At 70.2% G+C, this 25,957-nt stretch carries 20 protein-coding genes and 1 tRNA gene; 9 read left to right on the top strand and 12 right to left on the bottom strand.

The annotated features are described in order from the left end of the window. Window positions 1-24 precede the first annotated feature (24 nt). The 3 genes from pheA (at window position 25) to ABTX78_RS11565 (ending at window position 3,656) form a co-directional block, all read left to right on the top strand. Window positions 25-960 (top strand): prephenate dehydratase, encoded by a 936-nt coding sequence (gene pheA / locus ABTX78_RS11575; protein WP_352206586.1) that lies wholly within the window; start codon window positions 25-27, stop codon window positions 958-960. Between the two features lie 609 nt (window positions 961-1,569). After that, entirely contained in the window at window positions 1,570-2,847 is a 1,278-nt protein-coding gene (gene serS, locus ABTX78_RS11570; RefSeq protein ID WP_352206585.1) for a serine--tRNA ligase, read from the top strand. Continuing rightward, complete coding sequence (locus ABTX78_RS11565; protein ID WP_352206584.1) at window positions 2,844-3,656, top strand: HAD family hydrolase; 813 nt, start codon at window positions 2,844-2,846, stop codon at window positions 3,654-3,656. Before serS ends, ABTX78_RS11565 begins: the two co-directional genes overlap by 4 nt. Window positions 3,657-3,818: 162 nt before the next feature. On the opposite strand, the gene ABTX78_RS11560 is transcribed toward ABTX78_RS11565, so the two are convergent. The 6 genes from ABTX78_RS11560 to ABTX78_RS11535 form a co-directional block, all read right to left on the bottom strand. Then, window positions 3,819-3,905 (bottom strand) — tRNA-Ser (locus ABTX78_RS11560). A 289-nt stretch (window positions 3,906-4,194) separates the two neighbouring features. Next, a complete protein-coding gene (locus ABTX78_RS11555; RefSeq protein WP_352206583.1) occupies window positions 4,195-4,887 on the bottom strand; it encodes a hypothetical protein in 693 nt (230 codons plus the stop codon). Window positions 4,888-5,181: 294 nt separating this feature from the next. Further along, the gene (locus ABTX78_RS11550) at window positions 5,182-5,901 is read right to left on the bottom strand and encodes an ABC transporter permease (RefSeq protein ID WP_352206582.1); all 720 of its coding nucleotides are present in this window, start codon (window positions 5,899-5,901) and stop codon (window positions 5,182-5,184) included. A gap of 16 nt (window positions 5,902-5,917) precedes the next feature. After that, complete coding sequence (locus tag ABTX78_RS11545; RefSeq protein ID WP_328861131.1) at window positions 5,918-6,829, bottom strand: ABC transporter ATP-binding protein; 912 nt, start codon at window positions 6,827-6,829, stop codon at window positions 5,918-5,920. A 49-nt stretch (window positions 6,830-6,878) separates the two neighbouring features. Beyond that, window positions 6,879-7,781, bottom strand: coding sequence for an ABC transporter permease (locus ABTX78_RS11540; protein WP_352206581.1), 903 nt, complete (start codon window positions 7,779-7,781; stop codon window positions 6,879-6,881). Then, window positions 7,778-8,743 carry an ABC transporter ATP-binding protein gene (locus ABTX78_RS11535; RefSeq protein WP_313948946.1) on the bottom strand — a complete coding sequence of 322 codons (966 nt, stop codon included), beginning with the start codon at window positions 8,741-8,743 and terminating at the stop codon, window positions 7,778-7,780. The genes ABTX78_RS11540 and ABTX78_RS11535 overlap by 4 nt, the downstream gene beginning before the upstream one ends. Before the next feature lie 280 nt (window positions 8,744-9,023). Between ABTX78_RS11535 and ABTX78_RS11530 the strand changes: the two genes are divergently transcribed. The 5 genes from ABTX78_RS11530 (at window position 9,024) to ABTX78_RS11510 (ending at window position 14,365) form a co-directional block, all read left to right on the top strand. After that, on the top strand, window positions 9,024-9,866 hold the full coding sequence (locus ABTX78_RS11530; protein ID WP_352206580.1) for a M24 family metallopeptidase: 843 nt from the start codon (window positions 9,024-9,026) through the stop codon (window positions 9,864-9,866). Further along, window positions 9,863-11,632: an SDR family oxidoreductase gene (locus tag ABTX78_RS11525; protein WP_352206579.1), complete on the top strand. Its 1,770-nt coding sequence runs from the start codon at window positions 9,863-9,865 to the stop codon at window positions 11,630-11,632. The genes ABTX78_RS11530 and ABTX78_RS11525 overlap by 4 nt, the downstream gene beginning before the upstream one ends. Next, a complete protein-coding gene (locus tag ABTX78_RS11520; RefSeq protein ID WP_352206578.1) occupies window positions 11,629-12,546 on the top strand; it encodes a metal-dependent hydrolase in 918 nt (305 codons plus the stop codon). The genes ABTX78_RS11525 and ABTX78_RS11520 overlap by 4 nt, the downstream gene beginning before the upstream one ends. Before the next feature lie 10 nt (window positions 12,547-12,556). Then, window positions 12,557-13,513, top strand: a complete 957-nt coding sequence (locus ABTX78_RS11515; protein WP_502993851.1) for a MerR family transcriptional regulator — start codon at window positions 12,557-12,559, stop codon at window positions 13,511-13,513. Window positions 13,514-13,813: 300 nt separating this feature from the next. Further along, window positions 13,814-14,365 (top strand): RNA 2'-phosphotransferase, encoded by a 552-nt coding sequence (locus tag ABTX78_RS11510; RefSeq protein ID WP_352206617.1) that lies wholly within the window; start codon window positions 13,814-13,816, stop codon window positions 14,363-14,365. Between the two features lie 77 nt (window positions 14,366-14,442). Here the strand turns inward: ABTX78_RS11510 and ABTX78_RS11505 are convergent, their stop codons facing one another. Continuing rightward, a complete protein-coding gene (locus tag ABTX78_RS11505; protein WP_352206576.1) occupies window positions 14,443-15,342 on the bottom strand; it encodes an LLM class flavin-dependent oxidoreductase in 900 nt (299 codons plus the stop codon). A gap of 235 nt (window positions 15,343-15,577) precedes the next feature. On the opposite strand from ABTX78_RS11505, the gene ABTX78_RS11500 reads away from it, so the two are divergent. Continuing rightward, window positions 15,578-16,441, top strand: coding sequence for a Cof-type HAD-IIB family hydrolase (locus tag ABTX78_RS11500; RefSeq protein WP_352206575.1), 864 nt, complete (start codon window positions 15,578-15,580; stop codon window positions 16,439-16,441). A gap of 52 nt (window positions 16,442-16,493) precedes the next feature. Here the strand turns inward: ABTX78_RS11500 and ABTX78_RS11495 are convergent, their stop codons facing one another. From ABTX78_RS11495 to ABTX78_RS11475, 5 genes are all read right to left on the bottom strand, one after another. Beyond that, window positions 16,494-17,684: a M23 family metallopeptidase gene (locus tag ABTX78_RS11495; protein WP_352206574.1), complete on the bottom strand. Its 1,191-nt coding sequence runs from the start codon at window positions 17,682-17,684 to the stop codon at window positions 16,494-16,496. A 317-nt stretch (window positions 17,685-18,001) separates the two neighbouring features. Then, the gene (locus ABTX78_RS11490; protein ID WP_352206573.1) at window positions 18,002-19,717 is read right to left on the bottom strand and encodes a sensor histidine kinase; all 1,716 of its coding nucleotides are present in this window, start codon (window positions 19,715-19,717) and stop codon (window positions 18,002-18,004) included. A gap of 52 nt (window positions 19,718-19,769) precedes the next feature. Further along, on the bottom strand, window positions 19,770-23,300 hold the full coding sequence (gene cydD, locus ABTX78_RS11485; RefSeq protein ID WP_352206572.1) for a thiol reductant ABC exporter subunit CydD: 3,531 nt from the start codon (window positions 23,298-23,300) through the stop codon (window positions 19,770-19,772). Window positions 23,301-23,315: 15 nt separating this feature from the next. After that, entirely contained in the window at window positions 23,316-24,317 is a 1,002-nt protein-coding gene (gene cydB / locus ABTX78_RS11480; protein ID WP_352206571.1) for a cytochrome d ubiquinol oxidase subunit II, read from the bottom strand. Between the two features lie 21 nt (window positions 24,318-24,338). Beyond that, on the bottom strand, window positions 24,339-25,847 hold the full coding sequence (locus ABTX78_RS11475; RefSeq protein ID WP_352206570.1) for a cytochrome ubiquinol oxidase subunit I: 1,509 nt from the start codon (window positions 25,845-25,847) through the stop codon (window positions 24,339-24,341). Window positions 25,848-25,957 lie beyond the last annotated feature (110 nt).

Below are 25,957 nucleotides of genomic sequence, written 5' to 3'. Positions count from 1 at the left end.
GCGCGCGCCTATTAGGGTGACCGTATGTCAGCCACGCGCTACACCTATCTGGGTCCCGAGGGCACGTTCACCGAGGCCGCCCTCCGTACGCTCCCGGAAGCGGCCACCCGCGAGCTCGTTCCGATGGTGTCCGTGCCGGCGGCTCTGGACGCCGTGCGGAACGGGGACGCCGCGGCGGCCCTCGTCCCGATCGAGAACTCCGTGGAGGGCGGTGTCACCGCCACCCTCGACGAGCTGGCGTCCGGCGAGCCGCTGATGATCTACCGCGAGGTGCTGCTGCCGATCGCCTTCGCGCTGCTGGTGCGGCCGGGCACCACGCTGTCCGCGGTGAAGACGGTGACCGGGCACCCGGTCGCCCAGCCCCAGGTGCGCAACTGGCTGCGCACCCATCTGCCGGACGCCCTGTGGGAGTCGGCGGCCTCCAACGCGGACGGTGCGCGCCTGGTGCAGGAGGGCCGGTACGACGCGGCCTTCGCGGGGGAGTTCGCGGCGGCGACCTACGGGCTCGAGCCGCTGGTGACCGAGATCCACGACGCCGAGAACGCGGAGACCCGTTTCGTCCTGGTGGGCCGGCCCGCGAGGCCCGCGGCACCGACCGGCGCGGACAAGACCTCGGTCGTCATCTGGCTCGGCGACGACCACCCCGGTGCCCTGCTCGAACTGCTGCAGGAATTCGCCGTGCGCGGGGTCAACCTGATGCTCATCCAGTCACGGCCGACGGGCGCGGGCATCGGGAACTACTGCTTCGCCGTGGACGCCGAGGGCCATATCTCCGACCGACGGGTGGGCGAGGCGCTGATGGGCCTCAAGCGGATCTGCCCGAAGGTGCGGTTCCTCGGTTCGTATCCCCGTGCGGGCGTCGCACGGGAGGACGTACGAGCGCAGCGGCGAGGCACCTCGGACGAAGAATTCACGTCGGCCTCCGACTGGCTCGCGCGCTGCCAGGACGGCCGGGCCTGACCCGAGACCGCGCTGCCACCACGGCGCGGGCTGAGCGGAAACTGTCCTACCTGCTGACTTTCGTTGTCCACAGAAGTTATCCACAGGCTCGGGTCTCGACCTGGGGACAAGTCGACAACACCATCCGACACGGTCGACAAATCGGCCCAGTCGTCCCACTTCCATCCACAGGGCGGCAGGTCGCCCATGTCATCTGCTCGTCACCTCCCTTTCATTGATCAACTCTTTGGAGCGAGCAATTCCCACCCGAATGAGTGTGTGGGGTGGGTTTGGGAGGGGAATCCCTCGGCTCGTACGAAGCCCCAGGAATGATCACTTCCACGATCCACAGTTCTCCCACACAGCCTGTGGATAACTTTGTGAAGCCCCATATCCCTGTGGACAACAGCAGGTCAAGTTCCGCACCCCGCAAGGGAACTGGGTCAATTCCACTCGTCGCCGAATGCCCCGTTTCGGCGAATAGCGGCTTGTTTATTGACGCTTGACCCCCGGCATCGACGATCGGCCCGGCGATTTGACCGCCGACGCATAATTCCGGCAATCCGGGCAAAGTGACACGCGCGGTATATCGATGGCGTTGCGGTGAGTGGGCACCGGTAGCCTGGTGGGGTGATTGACCTTCGCCTGCTCCGTGAGGACCCCGACCGTGTTCGCGCCTCCCAGCGCGCCCGTGGAGAGGACGTCGCCGTCGTCGACGCCCTGCTCTCCGCCGACGAGCGACGCAGGTCCTCCGGCGTCCGCTTCGATGAGCTGCGCTCCGAGCAGAAGGCGCTCGGCAAGCTGATCCCGAAGGCCTCTCCCGAGGAGCGCGCCGAGCTGCTCCAGCGTGCCGAGCAGCTGAAGACCGAGGTCAAAGCGGCGGATGCCGCGCAGGACGAAGCCGACGAGGAGACCAAGCGGCTCCTGCTCCAGCTCGGGAACCTCGTCCACCCGGACGTCCCGGTCGGCGGCGAGGAGGACTTCGTCGTCCTGGAGACGCACGGCACCATCCGCGACTTCGGCGCCGAGGGCTTCGAGCCCAAGGACCACCTGGAGCTCGGCGAGGCGCTGGGCGCCATCGACGTCGAGCGCGGGGCCAAGGTCTCGGGTTCGCGCTTCTACTACCTCACCGGCATCGGCGCACTGCTGGAGCTCGCCCTGGTCAACGCGGCGATCGCGCAGGCGAGCGAGGCCGGCTTCGTGCCGATGCTGACCCCCGCGCTGGTCCGCCCGCGCGCCATGGAGGGCACCGGCTTCCTCGGCCAGGCCGCGGAGAACGTGTACCACCTGGACAAAGACGACCTCTATCTCGTCGGCACCTCCGAGGTGCCCCTCGCGGCGTACCACATGGACGAGATCATCGAGGCCGACAAGCTGCCGCTGCGGTACGCGGGCTTCTCGCCGTGCTTCCGCCGTGAGGCCGGGACGTACGGCAAGGACACCCGCGGCATCTTCCGGGTGCACCAGTTCGACAAGGTCGAGATGTTCTCCTACGTCGCTCCCGAGGACGCGGAGGCCGAGCACCAGCGTCTCCTGGACTGGGAGAAGCAGTGGCTGACGGCTCTGGAACTGCCGTTCCAGGTCATCGACGTCGCCACCGGCGACCTCGGCGCCTCGGCCTCGCGCAAGTTCGACTGCGAGGCGTGGATCCCGACCCAGGGCAAGTACCGCGAGCTGACGTCCGCGTCGAACTGCGACGGCTTCCAGGCCCGCCGTCTGTCGGTGCGAATGCGGGACGGCAAGAAGGTGCAGCCGCTCGCGACGCTGAACGGCACACTGTGCGCCGTGCCGCGCACCATCGTGGCGATCCTGGAGAACCACCAGCTCGCCGACGGTTCGGTGCGCGTACCGCCGGTGCTGCGCCCCTACCTCGGCGGCCGGGAGATTCTGGAGCCGATCACCAAGTGAGCTCGGCCCCGCCGCTCCCGTACCGGCTGATCGCCACGGACCTCGACGGCACTCTTCTGCGCGACGACGACACCGTCTCGCAACGCACCCGCGACGCACTCGCCGCGGCCACCGCGGCGGGTGCCGCGCACATCGTCGTCACCGGACGCGCCGTGCCGTGGACCCGGCACATCCTGGACGATCTCGGTTACGAGGGCCTCGCGGTCTGCGGCCAGGGCGCGCAGGTCTACCACGCCGGTGAACACCGGCTGCTGACCTCCGTGACGCTCGACCGGCAACTGGCGGGGCTGGCCCTCGCCAAGCTGGAGGCCGAGGTCGGCCCCCTGGCACTGGCCGCGAGCCGTGACGGTCTCGACGGCGAGGTGCTGGTCGGCCCCGGCTACCGCGTCCAGGAGGGCCCGCTGCCCGTGCTGGCCTACGAGGACCCGGCCGAGCTGTGGTCCGCCCCGCTGAACAAGGTCTACATCCAGCACCCCGGACTGGACGACGACGCCCTGACCAAGGTGGCCAGGGCGACGGTCGGCGGACTGGTGGACGTGGTGATGGCCGGCCAGGGCGTGGTCGAACTGCTGCCACTGGGGCTGAGCAAGGCGACCGGTCTGTCGCTGGCCGCCCGTCGGCTGGGGCTGAAGGCGGCGGACACGATCGCCTTCGGCGACATGCCGAACGACATCCCGATGTTCGCGTGGGCCGCACACGGAGTGGCGATGGCGAACGCGCACGAGGAACTGAAGTCGGTGGCGGACGAGGTCACCTCGTCGAACGACACCGACGGCATCGCCGTGGTCCTGGAGCGCTGGCTCGGCTGACGCGTGGGTTTCGGCCGACGCGGGGCGTGCGGCGTACCTGCCGAGGTCCGCTTCGATCGGTGTGTGCGACGTACGGCTCTCGATGACAACGCCGGGACGGCTGCGGCCGCGCTGGACCGGACTGCGTACGGCGAGGATGCGTACGGCGGAACCCACGTACGGCGGAGGATGCGCGGATCGAACGCGCGCGGGACTCGCGCCCCGACGACGGCTTAGCAAGCCGCTGCCTTACCACTCGGCCAATCCTCCGGGAGGGGGCGGCCCGCGCAGATGCGCGCTCGAAGCGGCCGCCCCCGGACAGCTGCTCGCGGGCGGCCTGTGGAGTCTCGGTGGCTACTCCACTGCCTGCCCGGCGCTGCCCTGACGGGAGCTCGACGGACTCGTACTCTCGGTCATCGTCGCGCTCCTCTCCCGGTAGGTGGCACCGATCGCACTGGTGTGCCCCGGCCCGACCACTGTGCCGGGCCGGGGCGGTCCCGCGCCACCGAATTACCGGTGGCGCGGGCGCTGCGTCCCCGCGGTCATCACCGCGGTTCGGTCAGCGGCGCCTGCGGCGCCGCAGATCCCTCAACTGACGGGCGAAGTCGTCCATCCTGGCGTCCATGCGCAGCATGTCGTCGGACAGTTCGCACAGTCGGTTGCTCATCGCCCCGACCACCCGGTTGGTGGCATCCAGCCGCTGGTCCAGGGAATCGAGCCGCTGCGACATCCGGTCGAGCACCGGGCCGAGTTCGCACAGTGCCGTGCCGACGCCGGCGAGGCACTGCTCGACGGCGGTGACGCGCCGGTCGAGCGAGGCGTGAGCCTCCCGCCAGCCCTCCTCGGCGTCGAGGAGATAGGTGCGGACGCGACGGGCGATGTCACTGTCGCGCAGGAGCATCGCGATGTTGAGCACCGTCCGGCGGGTGTAGAGAGTGAGGCTGGAACGCCGCTGTGGATAACTTCCTGCCCCGCCCGCGGATGAGAGTGACAACTTGTCACTCTGATATTTCCGCAGGTCAGAGCCGCGCAGCACCACCACCCCGTTCTCGGTGAGCTCCTCGCGATGCCGCGAGGTCACCTGCCGGACGACCTCTGTGGATACTTCGAAGTACCGCGCAACGCCCTCTGTGGATACGTGCACGTTGTCCGGGAGCAGAGCGAGCGCCTTGACCTTGTCGAGTGCTTCGACACACCCCTGGACGCTGTCGCGCATCGCGCGCGATTCGAGCAGGGCACCTTCTGGTGGCATGAGCATGCCTTCTGTTCTGGAGAGCTGACAGTGGACGGCCTCTCCCCGGGCACAGGGGTGGAGATCGGCTCACGGTGCAACTCACTCAATGACCGTTCCGGGCGCGATCCCTGCCCTCACGGCAATCCCCGACTTCACGAACTCTCGACGCCACTCACTCCAGTTGCCTCCACGCACCGAGGACAACGAGCCGATAAACGTACAGTTACGCGAAATGCGTCGGCCCCCGCCTGTTCCGGCGGGGGCCGACGCACGTAGCGATGTCTCCAGGGTCGTCTCCGGAGTCGCTGTCTCTCACTCCTCGCCGGCGAGCTTCAGCACCCGCAGCTTCTGGCCCGCGTACCACGTGGCCGCGACCGTCACACCGGCGAGCAGCACCGCTGCCAGTGGAAGCCCGACGTCCGAACCGATCAGGCCCTCGCCGCCGATCTTCTCGGCGAGCGCGAGCGCCCACTGCTGGACGCTCAGGGTGCGGGCGCCCGGCACCAGGCTGCCGAACAGCGTCTCCCAGACCAGTGCGTAGACGAGACCGATGACGACCGCGTGCCGGCTGACCGTGCCCAGCAGCAGGAACAGCGCGCTGTAGGCGATCGAGGCGACGAGTGCCGCGACGGTGTACGCGATCGCGATCTGCTGGCCGTTGCCGTTGAGGATGAACCCCGCGATGAGGGTGGGGATGGCCGAGAAGGCCATCGTCACGGCGATCGCCACGATCAGCTTGGTGAAGATGATCGTCGGCCGCTTCACCGGCTTGGCGAGCAGATAGACGATCGAACCGTCGTCGATCTCGGGACCGATCGCCCCGGTGCCCGCGATGACACCGATCAGCGGCACCATCGTGGCGATGGCGAAGCCGCCGAGGACGTCGGCGGCGACCTGGTCGTCGACGCCGTTGAAGCTCCGTACCGCCACCGCGATGACGAGCAGCAGGGCGGGCAGCACGAACAGGATCGCCGCCCGGCGCCTGCCCAGCACGGCCCGATAGGTGAGCCGGGCGACTGTGGGGTTGTACATGACGTCACAGCTCCTTTCAGGCCGCTACGAGGTAGGAGAAGACCGACTCGAGGGACTCGTCCGAGGGCGAGACCGTGAGGAGCCGGATGGAGTGCTCGCGGGCGACCCGCGGCAGCAGCTCGGTGAACCTGCCGAAGTCGACGGCCTGGATGCGCAGCGCGCCCTCGGCGAGGTCGACCTCGATCCCGGCCGTCGACGGGTCGGCGATCAGGGCCGCGGCGAGCGCCCGGTCGTCGCTGGAGCGCACGAGATAGCGGTGCGGCCGGTCCGTCATCAGCCTGCGGATCTTGCGGAAGTCCCCGGATGCGGCATGCCGTCCGGCGACGATCACCTCGATGTGCGAGGCGAGCTGTTCGACCTCCTCCAGGATGTGTGAGGAGAACAGCACGGTGCGCCCCGCGGCGCCCATGCGCCGCAGCAGATCCATCAGCTGCATGCGCTGGCGCGGGTCCATGCCGTTGAAGGGCTCGTCGAGCAGCAGCACCGACGGGTCGTGGACCAGCGCGGACGCCATTTTCACGCGCTGCCGCATGCCCTTGCTGTACGTGGAGATCTTGCGGTCCTGCGCGTACTCCATCTCGACCGTCGCCAGCGCCTTCTGGGCCTCCTTGGCACCCAGGCCGTGCAACTCGGCGTTGGCGACGACGAATTCGCGGCCGGTCAGGAAGTCGTACATCGCTTCCCGCTCCGGTACGACGCCGATCTGGCGGTAGACGGACTCGTTGCGCCAGATGGCATGGCCGTCGAGCGTGACGCTTCCCGTGGAGGGGGCGAGGAAACCGCCCATCATGTTGATGAGGGTCGACTTTCCGGCGCCGTTCGGGCCGAGCAGACCGGTGACGCCGGGGCCGACGGTCATCGTGACGTCGTTGACGGCCACGACATTGCCGAACCACCGCGAGGTGTGCTCGATGTTCAGAGTGCTCATGGGCGCGGCCCATTCCTTAGGAGGGTGGTGGTGGGCGACGGGCGGGCGGTCACAGCCCGACCTTTCGGTAGCGGCGCATCAGGACGGCGTACGAGCCGGCGACGAGCGCGAGGACGACCAGCAGATAGACCACGCCCGCACCGGCGCCCGGTCCCGCTTCGCCCGGGAAGGCGGAGGTGGCGCCGAGGAAGGCGGTCTGCACGCCGTCGACGAGGGTGACCGGCGAGAACAGGCCGAGCCACTTGATCGCCCCGGCCGAGCCGGTCTCCCAGGCGATGGCCTGGACGGTGGAGACGGCGCCGTAGGTGATCGTGAACGTCGCGATGACGGCGGCGACGCCGAAGCCGCGGCGCGGTGTGAGCGCGGCCATCACCAGACCGAGTCCGCCGAAGAGCACCGAGAGGAGCGCCACCGAGACCATGCCCTGTGCGAAGCCCTTCGTCTGGTCCATGAAGTCCATCTTGGCCAGCAGCGAACCGACGTAGAGGATCACCAGCGGCGCCGCGGTGAGAACGAACAGCGCGGACGCCATCGCCCCGTATTTCGCGAGGACGTAGTCGATCCGCTCGATCGGTCGCGAGAAGTACAGCGGCACCGTCTTGAAGCGCAGGTCGCGGGAGACGGACTGCGGGGCCTGCGCGGCGAGATAGAGGCCGATGACCGCCTGGGTGACGATCGCGTAGCGCGTGTAGTCGAGCGGGAGGTCGTTCAGCTTGGTGGTGACGGCGACCGCCACGATGATCGCGGCGGGCAGGCACATCACCGCGAAGAGGATCATCGGCAGCACCTTGGACTTCGCCGAACGGCCGAGGCCGTAGGCGCCGCGCAGCGACTGCGAGTAGAGCGAGCGGCGTGCGTAAGCACGGCCGAGGCGCTGGCCCTCGTAGTTCCGGTAGCCGATGTTGTGGATACGGGTGGTCTCGGGGACCGTTCCGGACAGCTCCGTGCTCATCGGGCCTGCACCTCCATCGCCTGTGCCGCTGCCTCCGGGCGGAAGACCTCCGCGATGTGGTGGCGTCGCTGTTCCATCCGTACGAGGCCGAGGCCGAGGCCCGCGACGGTGTCGCGCACGACGTCGTACGTCTCCTCACCCGTGGCCTCGATCAGCAGGATGTGGCCGGCTCCCGGCAGACCCTCCTCCACGCCCGCGTGCAGGGTGATCCCGGCGGCCGCCAGCGCCTCGCGGAGCGTCGCGGTCCCGTCGGGGTGCTTGTCCGTGTCGGTGACCTCGACCGCGAGGGTCGTGGTCGTCTGGGTGAAGTCGCTGGTGGAGCTGGACCGCAGGAGCGCGCCGCCGTCGATGACGACGACGTGGTCACACGTGCGCTCGAGTTCACCGAGGAGGTGCGAGGTGACCAGGACCGAGATCCCGAAGTCGGTGTAGACGCGCCGGATGAGGCCGAGCATCTCGTCACGGCCCACCGGATCGAGGCCGTTGGTCGGCTCGTCCAGCAGGACCAGCTTGGGGTCGTGGACCAGGGCCTGCGCGAGTTTCACCCGCTGTTTCATGCCGGTCGAGTAGCCGCCGATGGGGCGGTACCGCTCCTCGTAGAGGCCGACATGCCGCAGGGTGTCCGCGGTGCGCTCGCGGGCGGCCGTCGCCGGCAGCCCGGACATGCGCGCCATGTGGACGACGAACTCGGTGGCCGAGACGTCGGGCGGCAGGCAGTCGTGCTCAGGCATGTAGCCCACCTGCTCACGGATGGCGCCGCCGCTGGTGGCGACGTCGAGGCCGAGCACCGCGGCCCGGCCTTCCGTGGCGGGGGACAGACCCAGCAGAATCTTGATCAACGTGGACTTGCCGGCTCCGTTGGCGCCCACCAGGCCGGTCACACCGGGTCCGATGTCCAAGGAGAGCCGGTCAAGAGCGGTCACCCGTGGGAACCGCTTGCTCAGGCTTTCGGTCGCGATCACAGTCACAGTTCGAAGGTAGTGGTGCACGACACATCGGGCGTCAACCCTGGCGGCTGTATCCGTGTCCGACTCCAGAGGTACGGACCCGTAGGGGCATGCGACCAGAGTGCCCCTCGGCCGTCGGGGGCGGGGCGGCCGGAGTCCCCACGGCCGCCGGAGGGGCACCGCTGCGTTTTCCACAGGCCGCGGCACGGGTCTTGACGTAGCCGCCAGGCATTGTCACATTCATCAGTGTCAAGTTACGGGCACGTACTGCATCCGACACGGGACGGACAGTGGCATGACCTCAGCAGTGGCAGGCGAACTCACCGCGGAGCTGCGGGGGTTCAGAGACGTGCAGCGGCTCGCCTACGACTGTGCCGAGGCGGTGGCGGCGCAGCTCAAGCCGGGTGTGACCGAGCGGGAGGCCGCCCGCATGCAGCGCGAGTGGCTGCGGGAGCGCGGGGTGCGGGACTGGTTCCACCTGCCGTTCGCCTGGTTCGGCGACCGCACGGCCTTCGTCGGCTTCCGGGTGCCCCTGCAGTTCTTCCCCACGAACCGCGTGCTCGAGGCGGGCATGCCTTTCATCCTCGACATGGCACCGGTGCACAAGGGCTTCACCGCGGACGTGGGCTATTCGGGCTGTCTGGGCCCGAGCCCGCTGCACAGCAAACTGCTCGCCGACCTCCAGGCACACCGCGAGCTGATTCTCCGCGAGGTGCGGGAGCGGCGATCGCTGCGCGAGATCTACGAGGACGTGGAGCGCCTCATGGTCCGCCAGGGGTACGCCAACCGGCACCGCGCCTATCCCTTCGGCGTGATCGCCCACAAGATCGACCGGGTGAAGGACCGGCGCTGGTCACCGAGCCTCTTCGGCTTCGGCACCCAGTCGCTGAAGGGCCTCGCGAGCGACGCGTTGCACGGACATCGCGACGGCTGGTCGCCGCTGTGGAGCCCGTACACGTTCTCCGACCACCCGCCCCGTCCGGGGCTCTGGGCGGTCGAACCGCACCTCGGATTCCGGGGCACGGGCGCGAAGTTCGAGGAGATCCTGGTGGTCACCGACTCCCGGGACCCCGAGCAGAGCGCGTTCTGGCTGGACGACGATCTGCCGCATGTGCGGCGCTGGGCGGAGGACGCGTGAGTCTCGAAGGGGCGCGGGAGCGCTGGGTGCGTACGGGAGGAATCGAGCTGTGCGTCGCCGAACTGGGCGACGCCGACCGGCCGACGGTCCTCCTCGTGCACGGATACCCGGACAGCAAGGAAGTGTGGTCCGAGGTCGCCGGACGGCTGGCCGACCGCTTCCATGTGGTGCTGTACGACGTGCGGGGGCACGGCCGCTCGACCGCACCCACCCCGCTGCGCGGCGGCTTCACGCTGGAGAAGCTGACGGACGACTTCCTCGCCGTCGCCGACGCCGTGAGCCCCGGCCGTCCCGTGCATCTCGTCGGACACGACTGGGGCTCCGTGCAGGGCTGGGAGTTCGTGACGCTGGAACGCACGGAGGGGCGCATCGCCTCCTTCACCTCGATGTCCGGACCGTCGCTGGACCACTTCGGGCACTGGATCAAGCAGCGGATGAGCCGGCCCACCCCCCGCAGGGTCGGCCAGCTCCTCGGCCAGGGCGCCAAGTCCTGGTACGTGTACATGCTGCATACGCCGGTGCTCCCGGAGCTCGCCTGGCGCGGGCCGCTCGGCAGGCAGTGGCCGAAGATCCTCCGGCGGATGGACAAGCCGGCCCGCGGCGACTACCCGACACCCTCGCTCCCCCAGGACGCGGCCCACGGTGCGTGGCTGTACCGCGACAACGTCCGTGCCCGGCTGCGCCGACCGCGAGCCGACGCCTACGCCCATGCGCCCGTGCAACTCATCACGCCGACCGGCGACTTCTTCCTGTCGGAGCGGCTCTACGACGATCTGGGCACCTGGGCACCGCGGTTGACGCGCCGGACGCTGCCCGCCAGGCACTGGATCCCCCGCACCCGGCCTGACCAACTGGCTTCCTGGATCGGTGAGTTCGTGACCCGGCACGAGGACAGCCCCGCCGGCTCGGCGGCGCCGGTGACCACGGCCCGGGGCGCCCACGCCGAGCGGTTCGGCGGACAGCTCGTCCTGGTGACGGGCGCGGCCGGCGGCATCGGACGGGCGACCGCCTTCGCGTTCGCCGAGGCCGGGGCCCGGGTCGTGGCCGTGGACCGGGACGCGGAGGGCGCGGCGAGGACTGCGGAGCTGTCCCGGCTCATCGGGGCGCCCGAGGCCTGGGCCGAGGCGGTGGACGTCAGCGACGAGGAGGCCATGGAGAAGCTCGCCGACCGGGTCGCCACCGAGTACGGCGTGGTCGACGTCCTGGTCAACAACGCGGGGATCGGTCTGTCCGGCTCCTTCCTCCAGACCACGTCCGCGGACTGGAAGAAGGTCCTCGACGTCAATCTGTGGGGCGTCATCCACGGCTGCCGGCTGTTCGGCCGGCAGATGGCGGAGCGCGGACAGGGCGGCCACATCGTCAACACCGCTTCGGCCGCGGCCTATCAGCCCTCCAAGGCGCTGCCGGCGTACAGCACCTCCAAGGCGGCCGTGCTGATGCTCAGCGAATGTCTGCGGGCGGAACTCGCGGGCCGGGGGATCGGGGTCTCGGCGATCTGCCCGGGTTTCGTCAACACCAACATCACCTCCACCGCGCGCTTCGCCGGCGTCGACGAGGCCGAGGAGCAGCGGCGCCGGAAGAAGTCCGCCCGGCTCTACGGTCTGCGCAACTACCCGCCGGAGAAGGTCGCCGACGCCATCCTGCGCGCCGTCGTGCGGAACCAGGCGGTGGTGCCGGTGACGCCCGAGGCCCGTGGCCTTCGCCTCATGTCCCGTTTCACGCCGAGGACACTGCGCGCGATCGCCCGGCTGGAGCCGCCGCTGTGAGCACCGAGGAGCAGGCCGGTCACTACGCCATCACCCCGCGGCGGGTCTCGTTCGACTGGGACGGGACCCCGCTGCACTGGATCCCGGACGAGCCCGTCGCCACCCATGTGATCAACGTGCTGCATCTGCTGCTGCCCGCCGGGGAGCGGTGGTTCGTCAAGGTCTTCAAGGAAGCCCTGCCGATGGTGTCGGACCCGGTGCTGCTGAAGGACGTCAAGGGTTTCATGGGGCAGGAGGCCACCCACAGCGTGCAGCACTCCCATGTGCTGGACCATCTCGCGGCCCAGCGGCTCGCCACGGAGGGCTTCACCCGGCACGTCGACTTCCTCTTCGAGAAGCTCCTCGGCGAGACACCGCCGCTCCACGCACCCGTGCCGCCCCGGGAATGGCTGCGGTTCCGGCTCTCGATCATCGCGGCGATCGAGCAGTTCACCGCGGTGCTGGGCGACTGGGTGCTGCGCGCCGAAGGGCTCGACCGTGCGGGCGCCGACGAGGTCATGCTCGACCTGCTGCGCTGGCACGGCGCCGAGGAGGTCGAGCACCGGTCCGTCGCCTTCGACATGTACCAGCACTGCGGAGGCTCGGGGCTGCCGCGCTACGCACGCCGTATCGAGGGCATGGTCGTCACCACCCCGGTGCTGCTGTGGCTCTGGGCATGGGGCACGGCGTATCTCATCCGTCACGACCCCGAGTTGGCGGGACGGCTGCGCTACTCCCTGCGCGAGCACAACCGCGCGGTGGCCAAGGGGCTGCTGCCCACCTGGCGCGAGCTGGGCGCCGCGATACCCCGCTACGTCCGGCGGTCGTACCATCCCTCGCAGGAAGGTTCGCTGCGCAGGGCCGTCGACTATCTCGCGACCTCGCCGGCGGCCCGCGCCGCGGCGGGGGCGGTGGGCCGCGCCGCCCTGTCGTAGGCGGTCTGTCATCGAGGGAGCGGGCGTGTCCGAGCAGCCAGTGGCCGAGTACCGGATCGAGGATCTCGCACACCGCAGCGGCGCCACAGTCCGTACGATCCGCGCCTACCAGGACCGCGGACTGCTGCCCAGACCCGAACGTCGCGGCCGGTCCAACGTCTACGGCTCCGCCCATCTGGCGCGGCTGCGGCAGATCGCCGACCTGCTCGACCGCGGCTACACCCTGGCGTCGATCAAGGAGTTGCTGGAGGCCTGGGACGCGGGCCGGGGGCTCGGCGGAGTGCTCGGTCTGGTCGCCGAGGTGCAGGGTCCGTGGACGGACGAGGAGGCGGCCCGGATCACCCGGGACGAGCTGGACGCCAAGTTCGGGGGGAAGCCGGACGATGCCGCGGTCGCCGAGGCGGTGGAGCTCGGGGTGCTGGAGGCCGTGCCGGGGCGGGACGACGAGTTCCTGGTGCCCAGCCCCCAGGAGCTGGCTGTGGCCGCCGGGTTGCACGCCGCCGGTGTTCCGCTCCGGGCAATCTCCGGTCATCTGCGGGAACTTCGCGGCCAGGTGGAGCACATCGCCTCGCGCTTCCTGGAGTTCACCACCGAGCACGTCTTCGCCCGCTATCTCGGACACCGTCCGCCCACCGACGCGGACGCGGCCGAAGCGGCCTCGCTGGTGCGACGGCTCCGTCCGCTCGCGCAGCAGACGGTGGATGCCGAACTGGCGCGGGCCATGCGGACGTTCGCCACCCAGCACCTGCAACTGCATCTGACGTCGGAGCTTCCCCTTCCGGTGTCCTCCGAGGCACGGACCGTGGCGCTGCCGACGGAGACGATCCGGGCTGTACAGGCTCTGGTTGGCGCGGAGAAGGCGGCTGCGTTCATCACCGCGGCGACCGAACGGGAGCTTCAGGCAAGGACCTTGGATGCTCTGGCATCAAGAACCGGTGATGTCGAGGGACTTGGTCAAAGCACGTAAAGCGCACAGGGGTTGTCCACAGAATCGCCAATTGCCCTGTGGATAACCACAGTTGGCTGTGGATCAAACATTCGGAGCGATTTTTCTGGGTGGCAGCGAGGGTGATCGGCCGGGCACGCTGACCGCATGAACGAAAGACCCGACAACCGTTCCGACGAGCAACCCGAAGGACGATCCGACAAGAAACCCGACGGACGATCCGACAACCGACTCTCCGAGCGCGGCCGGCCGGTTACCGAGCCGGAGCCGTCCGGCGCCGGGCACGGAACGGAGCCCGACCGGGGTGGCGCCGGGCACGGAGTGGAGCCCGACGAGCGGCGCACCGTGAAAGTCTCGAAGTACCTCTCGAAGCATCTGCGGCATCAGCCGGAGCGGATCGGCATCACGCTCGACGAGAACGGCTGGGTGCCGGTGGACGAGCTGATGCGCGCCGCGGCCGCGCATCACTTCCCCTTCACCCGCGCCGAGCTGGACCATGTCGTCGCCGTCAACGACAAACGACGCTTCACCATCGACGGCACACGCATCCGCGCCAACCAGGGCCACACGGTCGAGGTCGACCTGGACCTGCCCCCGGCCGAACCTCCGGCGTACCTCTACCACGGCACGGTCGCCGCGCATCTGGGCGCGATCCGCGCCGAGGGCCTGCTTCCCATGCGACGCCACCATGTGCACCTGTCGCCGGACCGCGAGACGGCCACGCGCGTCGGTGCGCGCCGCGGCCGCCCCGTCGTCCTGTCCGTGGACTCCGGAGCGATGCATCGCGCGGGCCATGTCTTCCGTGTCAGCGCGAACGGCGTGTGGCTGGCGGAGGCGGTCCCGACCGAGTTCCTGCGATTCCCCGGCGCGTAGGTCCTGCGCTGCGTCCGGGGTGCGTGGGCGCCGGGCCGTCCTCTGCGCGTCGGCGCCGCAGCCTCAGCACCCCAGCCTCAGAGCCCCAGCTGTGCCGGCCCCTCGGTCGCGATCTGCTCGAAGACCGCCTGGTCCGCGGCGAAGTCCGAGTCCGGGATCGGCGCATGGATCGCGATCTCCGTGAAGCCCAGCTCGAAGTGCTTGCCCGCGAAGTCCACGAAGGCGTCGAGCGAGGTCATCGGCGTCCCGCGGTCCGGTGTGAAGCCGGTGAGCAGGATCTTGTCCAGGTCCGCCACGTCTCGGCCCGCTTCCGCGCACGCCTTGCCGAGCTTGTCGATCTGTCCGCGGATCGCCTCGCGGGACTGCGCCGGGGTGCCCGTCTCGAAGATCTTCGGGTCGCCCGTGGTCACCCACGCCTGTCCGTACTGTGCCGCGAGCTTCAGCCCGCGCGGCCCGGTCGCCGCCACCGCGAACGGGAGCCGCGGCCGCTGCACGCAGCCAGGGATGTTGCGGGCCTCGACCGCCGAGTAGAAGGTCCCGTCGTAGGTGACGGAGTCCTCGGTCAGCAGTCGGTCCAGCAGCGGTACGAACTCGGCGAAGCGGTTGGCCCTCTCCCGCGGGGTCCAGGCCTCCTGCCCGAGCGCCGTCGCGTCGAAGCCCGTGCCACCTGCGCCGATACCGAGCGTGACCCGCCCTCCGGAGATGTCGTCCAGGGAGATCAGCTCCTTGGCGAGGGTCACCGGGTGCCGGAAGTTCGGCGAGGTGACCAGGGTGCCGAGGCGCAGCCGCTCGGTGGCGGCGGCAGCGGCGGTCAGCGTCGGGACCGCGCCGTACCAGGGGCCGTCGCGGAAAGTGCGCCACGACAGGTGGTCGTAGGTGTAGGCGGTGTGGAAGCCGAGCTGCTCGGCTCGCAGCCACTCGTCACGGCCGCCGTCGTGCCAGGGACGGACGGGAAGGATCACGGTGCTCAAACGCATGCGTTCGAGCGTACGTGGCCCGCGGGACTCCTCCGCCCCGGACCCGGGAACTGCTCCGCCCGGACCCTGGAACTGGTCCGTCCCGAACCCGGGCGTCCTTCGCCCGCCCGGAATCGCCCCCGGCCCGTCCGTAAGACGCGCGGCCCCTCCCGGAGAAGCCCCCGGTCAGGCCCTGACGTACTCAGATGTGCGCCCTGTCGCACGCACGTGCGCGGGCGTACGGGAGAATGGATCGGTGACCTCAGCTACCGATTCCATCCCGCCGCACGTCGTCCCCCGGCTGATCGCCACCGACCTGGACGGCACGCTCCTGCACGACGACAAGTCCGTCTCGGAACGCACCATCGCCGCCCTCGCGGCAGCCGAGGAGGCCGGGGTAGAGGTCTTCTTCGTCACGGGCCGCCCGGCCCGATGGATGGACGTGGTCAGTGACCACGTCCACGGTCATGGCCTGGCCATATGCGCCAACGGCGCCGCCGTCGTCGATCTGCACGCGGGCGGGAAGGTGCTGGAGGTCCGGCCCCTGGAGCGGGACATCGCCCTCGATGTCGTACGCACCCTGCGGGACGCCGCCCCCGGGACCTCCTTCGCGGTCGAGACGACGGTCGGCATCCACTACGAGCCGGAGTACCCGCCGTTCTTCCTCGACCCCGGCGCGACCGTCGCGCCCGCCGAGAAGCTGCTCCACGAGGAGGAGCCCGGCTCCGCCGCCCCGGTGATCAAGCTGCTCGCACACCACCCCGACCTGACACCCGACGGGTTCCTCACCCTGGCGCGTACGGCCGCGGGCGATCGTGCGTCCTTCACCCGTTCCAGCCAGTCCGCGCTGCTGGAGATCAGCGGCCTGGGGGTGAGCAAGGCCAGCACCCTGGCGCTGTGCTGCGCCAAGCGCGGGATCTCCTCCGACCAGGTCGTGGCCTTCGGCGACATGCCGAACGATGTGGAGATGCTCAGCTGGGCAGGGACGTCGTACGCGATGGGCAACGCCCATCCGGACGTGATCGCCGCGGCCTCGGGGCGGACCGTCGCCAACAACGAGGACGGGGTGGCGGTCGTCATCGAGCGCATCCTGCAGAACCTCCCGCCCGAGGGTGTCTGAGCTCGTCCCGGGCGAGGGCGTCGGCATCTTCCCATTGCGGCTCTGAGGGGCGTCACAGCCCGACCCCCCGCTCCGCCAGCCACGGCACGGGATCGACCCCCGACCCCAGATGAGGCGTGAGCCGAACCTCGAAGTGCAGGTGCGGCCCCGTCGAGTTGCCCGTGGTGCCCGCCTGCCCGATCCACTGCCCGGTGCGCACCTGCTGTCCCTGGTCCACGGCCAGGGACGCCAGGTGGGCGTACTGCGTGTAGTAGCCGCCCGGGTGCTTGACGATGATCTCGATGCCGAAGGCGCCTCCGCAGGAGACGGACAGCACTCGGCCCGCCCCCACCGAGCGCACCGGCGCCCCGATGCCCACCGCGAAGTCCTGGCCCGTGTGCCCGCTCACCCAGTGCGACCCGCCACTCCCGAAGCCGGCGGACAGCGCGTAGTCCTCCACCGGCGGCACCCACGCCGTCGCCGGTGGCGTGTCCTCGTCGACGGGTACGGCACCCGCGCAGGTGCCGGCGGCCACGCTCCGGTCCGCCTCGCCCTGAAGCTTCCACTGCGCTGTCTCCAGCTTGGCCGTGATGCCCTGCTTGACCGCCGCCAGCCGGGCCCTGCGGACGTCGAGGTCGCGCCAGGCCGCCCGGGCCCGCCGCTCGGCCGCGCTCAGCCGCCGCTCAGCGAGACGTGCCCGGTCGAGCAGCCGGCCCACGGCCTCCTCCGCCTGGTGAGCGATACGACGCCCGCGCAGCAACTCGTCGGGGGTCTTCGACAGGAGCAGCCCGGCGGTGAAGGTGAGCGATCCGCCGGTCCGGTACTGCGCCCGGGCGACCACGCCCAAGTCGTCGCGGAGCAGGTTCATCTCGCCCCGCTGGTGATCGAGCTGGTCCTGAAGCCTGCCGGCCGCGGCGCGCTGCGCATCGGCGGCGCGCCGGCCCTGCTCGTATCCCGCGGTGGCACGCGCCACCTCCGCGTACAGCCGGGCCACTTCCGCGCTGACGCTGATGTCCGGGCCGTCGACGGGCGGCGCGACCGGCTCCGGGCCGTCGGCGGGCGGGGCGGCCGGCTCCGGAGCGGCGGGCGCCACGAGGGCCGGGGCCGGGGGACCCGGGACCGGCGGATCCATCGTGGGAGCCGGGACGGTGGGCACGGGCATCGGATCCGCCGGTGCGCCCGCGGCGGGGGACGGGGGCGTCGCGAGAAGGGCACACAGCACCACCGGGACGAGCAGCAGCCGGTCGCGGGGTCTCAGGCACATGTCCGGATCGTCACCCGGCGGGCGCACGATTTCCGGTACCGCCGAGGTGTCGTACGGCCACCTGGCCCAGGATCCGGCCCGTTGCGCGGGACGCCCGCGGACAGGCGGTGGAACCGACGGACAGGTGCACGACGCCCACCCGACGCCGCACGGCCGGTCGCCTCGGCCGCACGGGCGTGGCCGCACGGGCGTGGCCGCACAGCCGTGGCGGCACAGCCGTGGCCGCGCGCGGTCGCCTCAGCCGCACAGGCGTGGCCGCACAGCCTCAGCCGCACAAGCGTGGCGCACAGCCCGTGGCTGCCGAGCGCAGCCCCGGACTACAGCGGCGCCTCCCAGGACACCGTCGTCCCCCGCCCGTTCTCACCGATCCCCGGGCCGCTGTGGCTCGTTCCGCCGAGCGCCTCGGCACGGCGGGCAAGGTTGCGCAGCCCGCTGCGCCGCCCACCCGCCGACATGCCCACCCCGTCGTCGGCGACGGTCAGCCGTACGCCGGCGGAGCCGTCGTCCAGTGTCACGGTCGCGTCGACGACGACATCGATACGGGTCGCCTCCGCGTGCCGGAAGGCGTTCGACAGCGCCTCGCGCAGCGCCGCGATCAGGTTTTTGCCGGTGAGCTCGCCGACGACCGAGTCCACCGGCCCACGAAATCGGTGTCCCGGCCTGAACCCGAGTGGGACGGCCGCCATGTTGATCTCCCGCAGTACCCGGGTCCGCAGCCCGGACGGCGTCTCGGCGGGACCCTGCTGCAAAGCGAAGATGGCGGTGCGGATCTCTTGGATGGTCACGTCCAGTTCGTCGACCGCCCTGCCCACGCCTTCCTGCACCGCGGGCACGACCGACCGGCGCTGGGCGCTCTCCAGCATCATCCCGGTGGCGAACAACCGCTGGATCACCAGATCGTGCAGGTCACGGGCGATCCGGTCGCGGTCCTCGTACACCGCGAGCCGCTCCCGGTCCCGCTGGGCCTCCGCCATCATCAGCGCGAGCGCGGCCTGCGAGGCGAACTGTGCGGCGAGCGTCCGTTCCGCCTCGCTGAACGGCCGGGCCCCGCGTGCCCGGGGAGTGGCGAGCGCCCCGAGCACCCGTCCCCCGCTGCGCAGCGGCAGCAGCATGCTGGGCCCGAAGCGCCCCGTCATCCGGGTGAGCAGGCGCGGATCGGTGGCCGCGTCCGCGACGAAGACCGCCTCGCCGGCCAGCAGTTGGGCCACGACCGGGCTCTCCGGCGGAAGGACGATGCCGAGGGATGTCGCGGGGCGGTCGGAGGCCACGGCGACGATCTCCAGACCGCCTTCGTCGGCCGGCAGCAGCACGATCCCGGCGGCCGCCTCGGCGAGCCTGCGGGCCTGTTCGGCGACGACGGCCAGCGCGTCGTCGGCATCACCCCCGGAGAGCAGGGCGGTGGTCACGGCGACCGAACCGTCGATCCAGCGCTCCCGCTGGCGTGCAGCTTCGTAGAGGCGGGCGTTCCCGATGGCGATTCCCGCCTCGGTGGCGAGCACGCGCACCACGTGGAGGTCCTCGTCGTTGAAGTCGGCTCCGTCCCTCTTCTCCGTCAGATAGAGATTGCCGAAGATCTCGCCCTGGACGCGGATGGGAACGCCGAGGAAGGAACGCATCGGCGGATGTCCCGGCGGCAGTCCGGTAGAGCGCGGATCGGACGTGAGATCGGTGAGGCGTACGGGGGCGGGCCCGTGGATCAACGCGCCGAGGAGGCCGTGCCGGCCGCCCGGCGGACGCCCGATGCGCTGCGCCGCCTCCTGGTCGGCGCCGTAGGTCACGAAGTCGGAGAGTCCCTCCCCCTCCTCGTCGACGACGCCGATGGCGGCGTAACGGGCGTCGGCCAGTTCGGCGGCGGTCTTGCAGATCTGGTCGAGTGTGGAGTGCAGTTCGAGTCCGGTGCCGACGGACCGCATGGCCTCCAGCAGCTGCGGGACCCGGGCCGTGAGCTCGGTGGACAGGCCCTTGAGGCTGCGGGTCGCCTGTGTCGCGGCTTCGGCGGGGTCCCTCGATGCCTGCGGCTCGGACTCGGTCATGGCCTTGAGCGTAATGAGCCCCGTTTGCGAGGGAAAGTCGCCTCTGCCCGGATCAGACGCCCGCCGCCGCCACCCGGGCACCGAGCAGATCCGCCACCCGCTCCCGCTCCACCATCCGGCGCAGTGGACCGTCCACCGCCGCGATCTCGGCGTACGGGCCGCGCTGCACCACCCGGCCGTCCTCCAGGACCACGACCTCGTCCACGGCGTCGAGCCCTTGGAGCCGATGCGTGATCAGCACTGTGGCCGCTCCCCGTAGCGTGCGGTCCTCGGTCGCCGCCAGAAGGTCCGCCGTCAGCGCGTCGGCGGTCGCCAGGTCGAGATGCTCGGCGGGCTCGTCCAGTACGAGGACGGGGAAGTCGGCGAGCAGCGCGCGGGCCAGGGCGAGACGCTGGCGCTGACCACCGGAGAGCTGGGCGCCGTGCTCGCCGACGAGGGTGTCCATTCCGCCGGGCAGGGCGTCCACCCAGTCCAGCAGGCGGGCCTCGGAAAGCGCGTTCCGGAGTTCCTCCTCCGTCGCCCCGGTGCGCGCCAGCCTGAGGTTCTCCCGTACGGAGCTGTCGAAGAGGTGGGCGTCCTGCGCGCACAGTCCGACGAACCGCCGCACGGTGTCACCGTCGAGTGCGGTCGCGTCCACACCACCGATCGTGTACGTCCCCGCCTCCGCGTCCAGGAAGCGGAGCAGGACCTGCGCCAGGGTGGTCTTGCCCGAGCCCGACGTTCCGACCACGGCGACCCGTGTCCCGGCGGTGATCGTGAGATCGAGGCCGGCGATCGCGTCCCGGCCCTGACCGGCGTGCCGCGCCCGCAGCCCGCGCACGTCGAGCGGGAACGCGGATCCGGGCGCCGGTGCCGGGTGCTCCGGTTCGCGCACGGGGGCCGCTGCGTCCAGCACCTCGTACACGCGCTCGGCGCTGCGCTTCACCCGCTGCCGGTACTGCACGGCGAGCGGCAGCCCGGTCACGGCCTCGAAGGCGGCGAGCGGAGTGAGGACCACGACGGCGAGCGACACCCCGTCGAGGCGTCCCTCGCGTACCGCCTGCACCCCGGCGAACGCGGCACACACCACGGTCAGTCCGCAGGCCAGCGCGGAGAGCCCGGTGCCGAGCGCGGTGGCCGCGGCTCCCCGTGAGGCGATCAGAGTCAGCCGCCGGTCGGCCGCGCGCGTCCCGTCGGCGCGGCCCTTCAGGGCTCCGGCGACGGTCAGTTCGGCCGTACCACGCAGCAGGTCGGCGACCCGGGTGGAGAGTTCGCCGCGGGCGGGGGCGAGTTGCCGCTCGGCCCGCCGTGCGACCCGGCCGCTGATCAGGGGCACGAGGACGCCGGCGACGAGCAGACCGACGGCAAGCACCGCTCCCGCCTCGGGGAGCAGCCAGGCGGTGAAGCCGACCGAACCGGCGCCGACGATGAGGGCGACACCGGCCGGCAGCAGCCAGCGGAGCCAGTAGTCCTGCAGGGCGTCGACGTCGGAGACGAGCCGGGACAGCAGGTCACCGCGCCGGCTCTGCCGCAGGCCGGCCGGCGCGATGCGCTCCAGGCGCCGGTAGACGGCGACGCGCAGTTCCGCGAGCATCCGCAGCACGGCGTCGTGGGAGACGAGTCGCTCGGCGTACCGGAAGACCGCACGGCCGATGCCGAAGGCACGGGTCGCCGTGACGGCCACCATCAGATACAGGACCGGTGGCTGTTCCGAAGCGCGGGAGATGAGCCAGCCGGACACGGCCATGAGCCCGACGGCGGATCCCAGCGCGAGACTGCCGAGGAGCAGGGCCAGCCAGAACCGGCCGCGCAGGTTCCCTGCTGCCCTGCGCACCCGGGCGAGCGGGACGCCACCCGCTGCGGGCTCGCCGGTCACGGAATCAGCGAGCCGGTAGGGATCGGCACCCGATCCCCCTTCCGCGGCCGCACGCATGGGGAGGGAGGACGGTTCGGACCTGGCCCCGTCCGGGGTGCGGCGGGTGAGCGTGACCACGCGATCGGCCACCGAAAGAAGTGCCGGCCGGTGGACGACCAGGACGACGGTGCGTCCCTCGGCGAGCCGTCGTACCGCGTCGACGATCGCTTCCTCGGTCTCGCCGTCCAGGGCCGCGGTCGGTTCGTCGAGCAGCAGTACCGGCCGGTCCGCGAGAAACGCCCGGGCCAGCGCGAGCCGCTGCCGCTGCCCCGCCGAGAGTCCCGCGCCGTCCTCCCCGAGCAGGGTCGCCGCGCCCTCGGGCAGCGCGCTGACGAAGTCGTACGCCCCGGCGTCCCGCAGCGCGGCCGTCACCGCCGCGTCATCGGCGTCCGGCCTGGCCAGGCGCACGTTCTCCGCGATCGTGCCCGCGAAGAGATGGGGACGCTGCGGCACCCACGCGATCTTCTCGCGCCAACGGTCCGCGGCGAGTTCCCGCAGATCCACACCACCGATGCGCACCCGGCCCTGAGCCGGTTCGACGAATCCCAGCAGGACGTCGAGCAACGTCGACTTCCCGATGCCGCTCGGCCCCACCAGGGCGACGGTCTCACCGCTCTCCACGACGAGCGATGCCGCGTCCAGGGACGCCTCGCTGCGCCCGGTATGCCGGACGGTCACTTCGTCGAGCTCGATCCGCAGGGTGCCCGGCACCTCCGTGTGACCGGCCGGTCGCGGCTCGGTCTCCAGGACGCGGAAGATCTCCTCCGCGGCGGAGAGCCCTTCGGCCGCCGCGTGGTACTGCGCCCCCACCTGCCGGATCGGCAGATAGGCCTCGGGCGCCAGGATCAGGATGACCAGTCCGGTGTACAGATCCAGGTCCCCGTGCACGAGGCGCATGCCGATCCCGACGGCCACGAGCGCCACCGAGAGGGTGGAGAGCAGCTCCAGTGCGAAGGAGGAGATGAAGGCGATCCGCAGGGTCCCCAGGGTGGCCCGCCGGTACTCGGCGGTGATGGAACGGATCGACTCGGCCTGCGCCTTCGCCCGCCCGAAGACCTTCAGGGTCGGCAGACCGGCCACGACATCGAGGAAGTGGCCCGACAGCCTGGACAGCAGCCGCCACTGACGATCCATCCGCGTCTGGGTCGCCCAGCCGATGAGCACCATGAACAGCGGAATCAGGGGGAGCGTCACGACGATGACGGCCGCCGAGACCCAGTCCTCGGTCACGATGCGCGCCAGCACGGCCACCGGGACCACGACGGCGAGTCCGAGCTGGGGCAGATAGCGGGAGAAGTAGTCGTCGAGCGCGTCGACTCCGCGGGTGGCGAGGGCGACGAGCGACCCGGTCCGCTGGCCGCTCAGCCAGCCGGGACCGAGTTCAGTGGCCCGTGCCAGCAGCCGGCCCCTGAGCTCCGACTTCACGGCCGCACTCGCCCGGTGGGCGGCGAGTTCCGTCAACCAGGAGACGAGGCCCCGGCCTGCGGCGACCGCCGCGAGCAGCACCAGCGGAGTCATGAGGCCGGAAGCCGACATGCCGTCCTGGAAGGAACCCACCACCACATCGGCGATGAGCATCGCCTGGGCGACGACCAGCGCCGCCCCGGCCAGGCCGAGGAGCACCACCGCGATCAGAAAGCGACGAGTGGCCCGGGTGTAGCGGAGCAGACGCGGGTCGATCGGTTTCACGTGAAACATCCCCCACTAGTGGGAATCGGCGAGGTGCTGCGTACCGATGCGCTTGCGGAACACCCAGTACGTCCAGCCCTGGTAGAGCAGCACCATCGGTGTGGCGATGCCGGCGCACCAGGTCATGATCTTCAAGGTGTACGGGCTCGACGAGGCGTTGGTGACCGTCAGGCTCCAGTCCTCCTGGAGCGAGGACGGCATGACGTTCGGGAACAGCGTGAGGAAGAGCATCGCGATCGCGGCCACGATGGTCACACCGGACCACGCGAACGACCACCCCTCGCGTCCCCGAGTGATCGCCACGATGGCGGCGACCAGCGCCACCACCGCGACGATCATCGCGACCAGGCTGGTGCCGTCCCCACGCGAGACCTGGGTCCAGCCCAGGAAACCGAGCGCCAGCGCGGCCGTGACCAGGCCGAGCTTGAGAGCCAACGACCGGGCCCGGACCCGAATGTCCCCCACGGTCTTGAGTGCCGTGAAAACCGCGCCGTGGAACGTGAACAGCGTCAGCGTCACCAGCCCGCCGAGGATCGCGTACGGGTTGAGCAGGTCGAAGAGGGTGCCGACGTACTCCTTGTTGCCGTCGATCTTCACCCCGCGCACGATGTTGCCGAAGGCCACACCCCAGAGCAGGGCCGGCAGCAGCGAGGTCCAGAAGATCGCGTGCTCCCAGTTGGTCTGCCAGCGCGCCTCATCACGCTTGTGCCGGTATTCGAAGGCGACCCCGCGCACGATCAGACAGACCAGGATGAGCAACAGCGGCAGATAGAAGCCGGAGAAGAGGGTGGCGTACCACTCGGGGAAGGCGGCGAAGGTGGCTCCGCCCGCGGACAGCAGCCACACCTCGTTGCCGTCCCAGACCGGCCCGATGGTGTTGATGAGCACGCGCCGCTCGGCCCGGTTCCTGGCCAGCAGCTTGGTCAGGACGCCGACTCCGAAGTCGAAGCCCTCGAGGAAGAAGTAGCCGGTCCACAGGACGGCGATGAGTACGAACCAGACGTCGTGAAGTTCCATGCCTCAGCAGCTCCTCAGGGCTCAGTACGAGAAGGCCATCGGCCGGTCGGCGTCCTGGTCGTCGCCGCCGATCTTGGTGGGCGGATTGAGGTCGGCCTCGGTGAGCTCGGGCGGTCCTGCCTTCACGTACTTCACCAGGAGCCTGACCTCGATGACCGCGAGGATCGCGTAGAGCGTCGTGAACGCGATCATCGAGGTGAGCACCTCGCCCTGCGATACGCCGGGGGAGACCGCGTCCCGCGTGCGCAGCACCCCGTAGACGACCCACGGCTGCCGGCCCATCTCGGTGAAGATCCAGCCCCAGGAGCTGGCGATCAGCGGGAACGCCATGGTCCACAGCGCCACGATCCAGTACAGGTTCGTGAACCGCGGGTTCAGCGCCTTGTTCTTGAAGAGCACCAGATGGGGCACCTCGTCCTCACCGGTCCGCAGCCCCGGCGACAGCAGGAACTTCTTCCTGGTGAGCCAGAGGCCGATCGTCCCGATGGCCAGGGACGCCATGCCGAAGCCGATCATCCAGCGGAAGCCCCAGTAGGCGACCGGGATGTTGGGCCGGTAGTCCCCCGGCCCGAACTTCTCCTGCTGGGCCTTGTTGACGTCGTTGATGCCGGGGACGAACGAGGTGAAGTCGTCGTTGGCGAGGAAGGACAGCAGTCCCGGAATCTCGATGGCGACCTTGTTGTGCCCCTTCTCCACGTCGCCGTAGGCGAAGACCGAGAAGGGTGCGGGTGCCTCGCCCTCCCACAGGGCCTCGGCGGCGGCCATCTTCATCGGCTGCTGCTTGTACATGACCTTGCCGAGCAGGTCACCGCTGACCGCGGTGAGCAGTCCGGAGATCATGATCGTGATCAGGCCGAGCCGCAGCGAGGTCCGCATCACCGGGATGTGCTTCTTGCGTGCCAGATGGAAGGCCGCGATGCCGGCCATGAACGCGCCACCGACGAGGAAGGCCGCCGTGATGGTGTGGAAGAACTGGGTGAGGGCGGTGTTCTGGGTCAGCACCAGCCAGAAGTCGGTGAGCTCCGCCCGTCCGCGCTCCTCGTTGATCCGGTAACCGACTGGGTGCTGCATCCAGGAGTTGGCGGCCAGGATGAAGTAGGCGGAGAGGATCGTGCCGATCGAGACCATCCACATGCAGGCCAGGTGGATCTTCTTCGGCAGCTTGTCCCAGCCGAAGATCCACAGACCGATGAACGTGGACTCGAAGAAGAACGCGATCAGCGCCTCGAAAGCGAGGGGCGCACCGAAGACATCGCCGACGAAGCGCGAGTAGTCGGACCAGTTCATGCCGAACTGGAACTCCTGGACGATGCCCGTCACGACACCCATGGCGATGTTGATCAGGAACAGCTTGCCCCAGAACTTCGTGGCCCTGAGGTACTTCTCCTTCTGCGTCCGGACCCAGGCGGTCTCCAGGCCCGCGGTGAGCGCGGCCAGCGAGATCGTCAGGGGGACGAAGAGGAAGTGGTAGACGGTGGTGATGCCGAACTGCCAGCGCGCCAACGTTTCCGGCGCCAGAGCAAGCTCCACGACGTCATCTCCTTACAGCATCGGCAGGGTCGAGCGGCCTTTTGCCCCGTTAATCCCGCCGATCATGGGAAGAACGGGACTAGCTTGTGAACGCGTTCACATTCACAAGC

Origin of the sequence: Streptomyces sp. NPDC096193 (assembly GCF_040302905.1) — a bacterium.
In the GTDB taxonomy this organism is placed as follows: domain Bacteria; phylum Actinomycetota; class Actinomycetes; order Streptomycetales; family Streptomycetaceae; genus Streptomyces.
This window is presented reverse-complemented; position numbering and strand designations above follow the sequence as displayed.

What these genes read in the sequence shown, in the direction of transcription:
- cydB (WP_352206571.1), bottom strand. Translation starts at nt 24,317, where the DNA reads ATGGAACTTCACGACGTCTGGTTCGTACTCATCGCCGTCCTGTGGACC.
- ABTX78_RS11530 (WP_352206580.1), top strand. Translation starts at nt 9,024, where the DNA reads ATGACCTCAGCAGTGGCAGGCGAACTCACCGCGGAGCTGCGGGGGTTC.
- ABTX78_RS11550 (WP_352206582.1), bottom strand. Translation starts at nt 5,901, where the DNA reads ATGTACAACCCCACAGTCGCCCGGCTCACCTATCGGGCCGTGCTGGGC.
- ABTX78_RS11495 (WP_352206574.1), bottom strand. Translation starts at nt 17,684, where the DNA reads ATGTGCCTGAGACCCCGCGACCGGCTGCTGCTCGTCCCGGTGGTGCTG.
- pheA (WP_352206586.1), top strand. Translation starts at nt 25, where the DNA reads ATGTCAGCCACGCGCTACACCTATCTGGGTCCCGAGGGCACGTTCACC.
- ABTX78_RS11540 (WP_352206581.1), bottom strand. Translation starts at nt 7,781, where the DNA reads ATGAGCACGGAGCTGTCCGGAACGGTCCCCGAGACCACCCGTATCCAC.
- ABTX78_RS11555 (WP_352206583.1), bottom strand. Translation starts at nt 4,887, where the DNA reads ATGCCACCAGAAGGTGCCCTGCTCGAATCGCGCGCGATGCGCGACAGC.
- ABTX78_RS11545 (WP_328861131.1), bottom strand. Translation starts at nt 6,829, where the DNA reads ATGAGCACTCTGAACATCGAGCACACCTCGCGGTGGTTCGGCAATGTC.
- ABTX78_RS11490 (WP_352206573.1), bottom strand. Translation starts at nt 19,717, where the DNA reads ATGACCGAGTCCGAGCCGCAGGCATCGAGGGACCCCGCCGAAGCCGCG.
- ABTX78_RS11505 (WP_352206576.1), bottom strand. Translation starts at nt 15,342, where the DNA reads ATGCGTTTGAGCACCGTGATCCTTCCCGTCCGTCCCTGGCACGACGGC.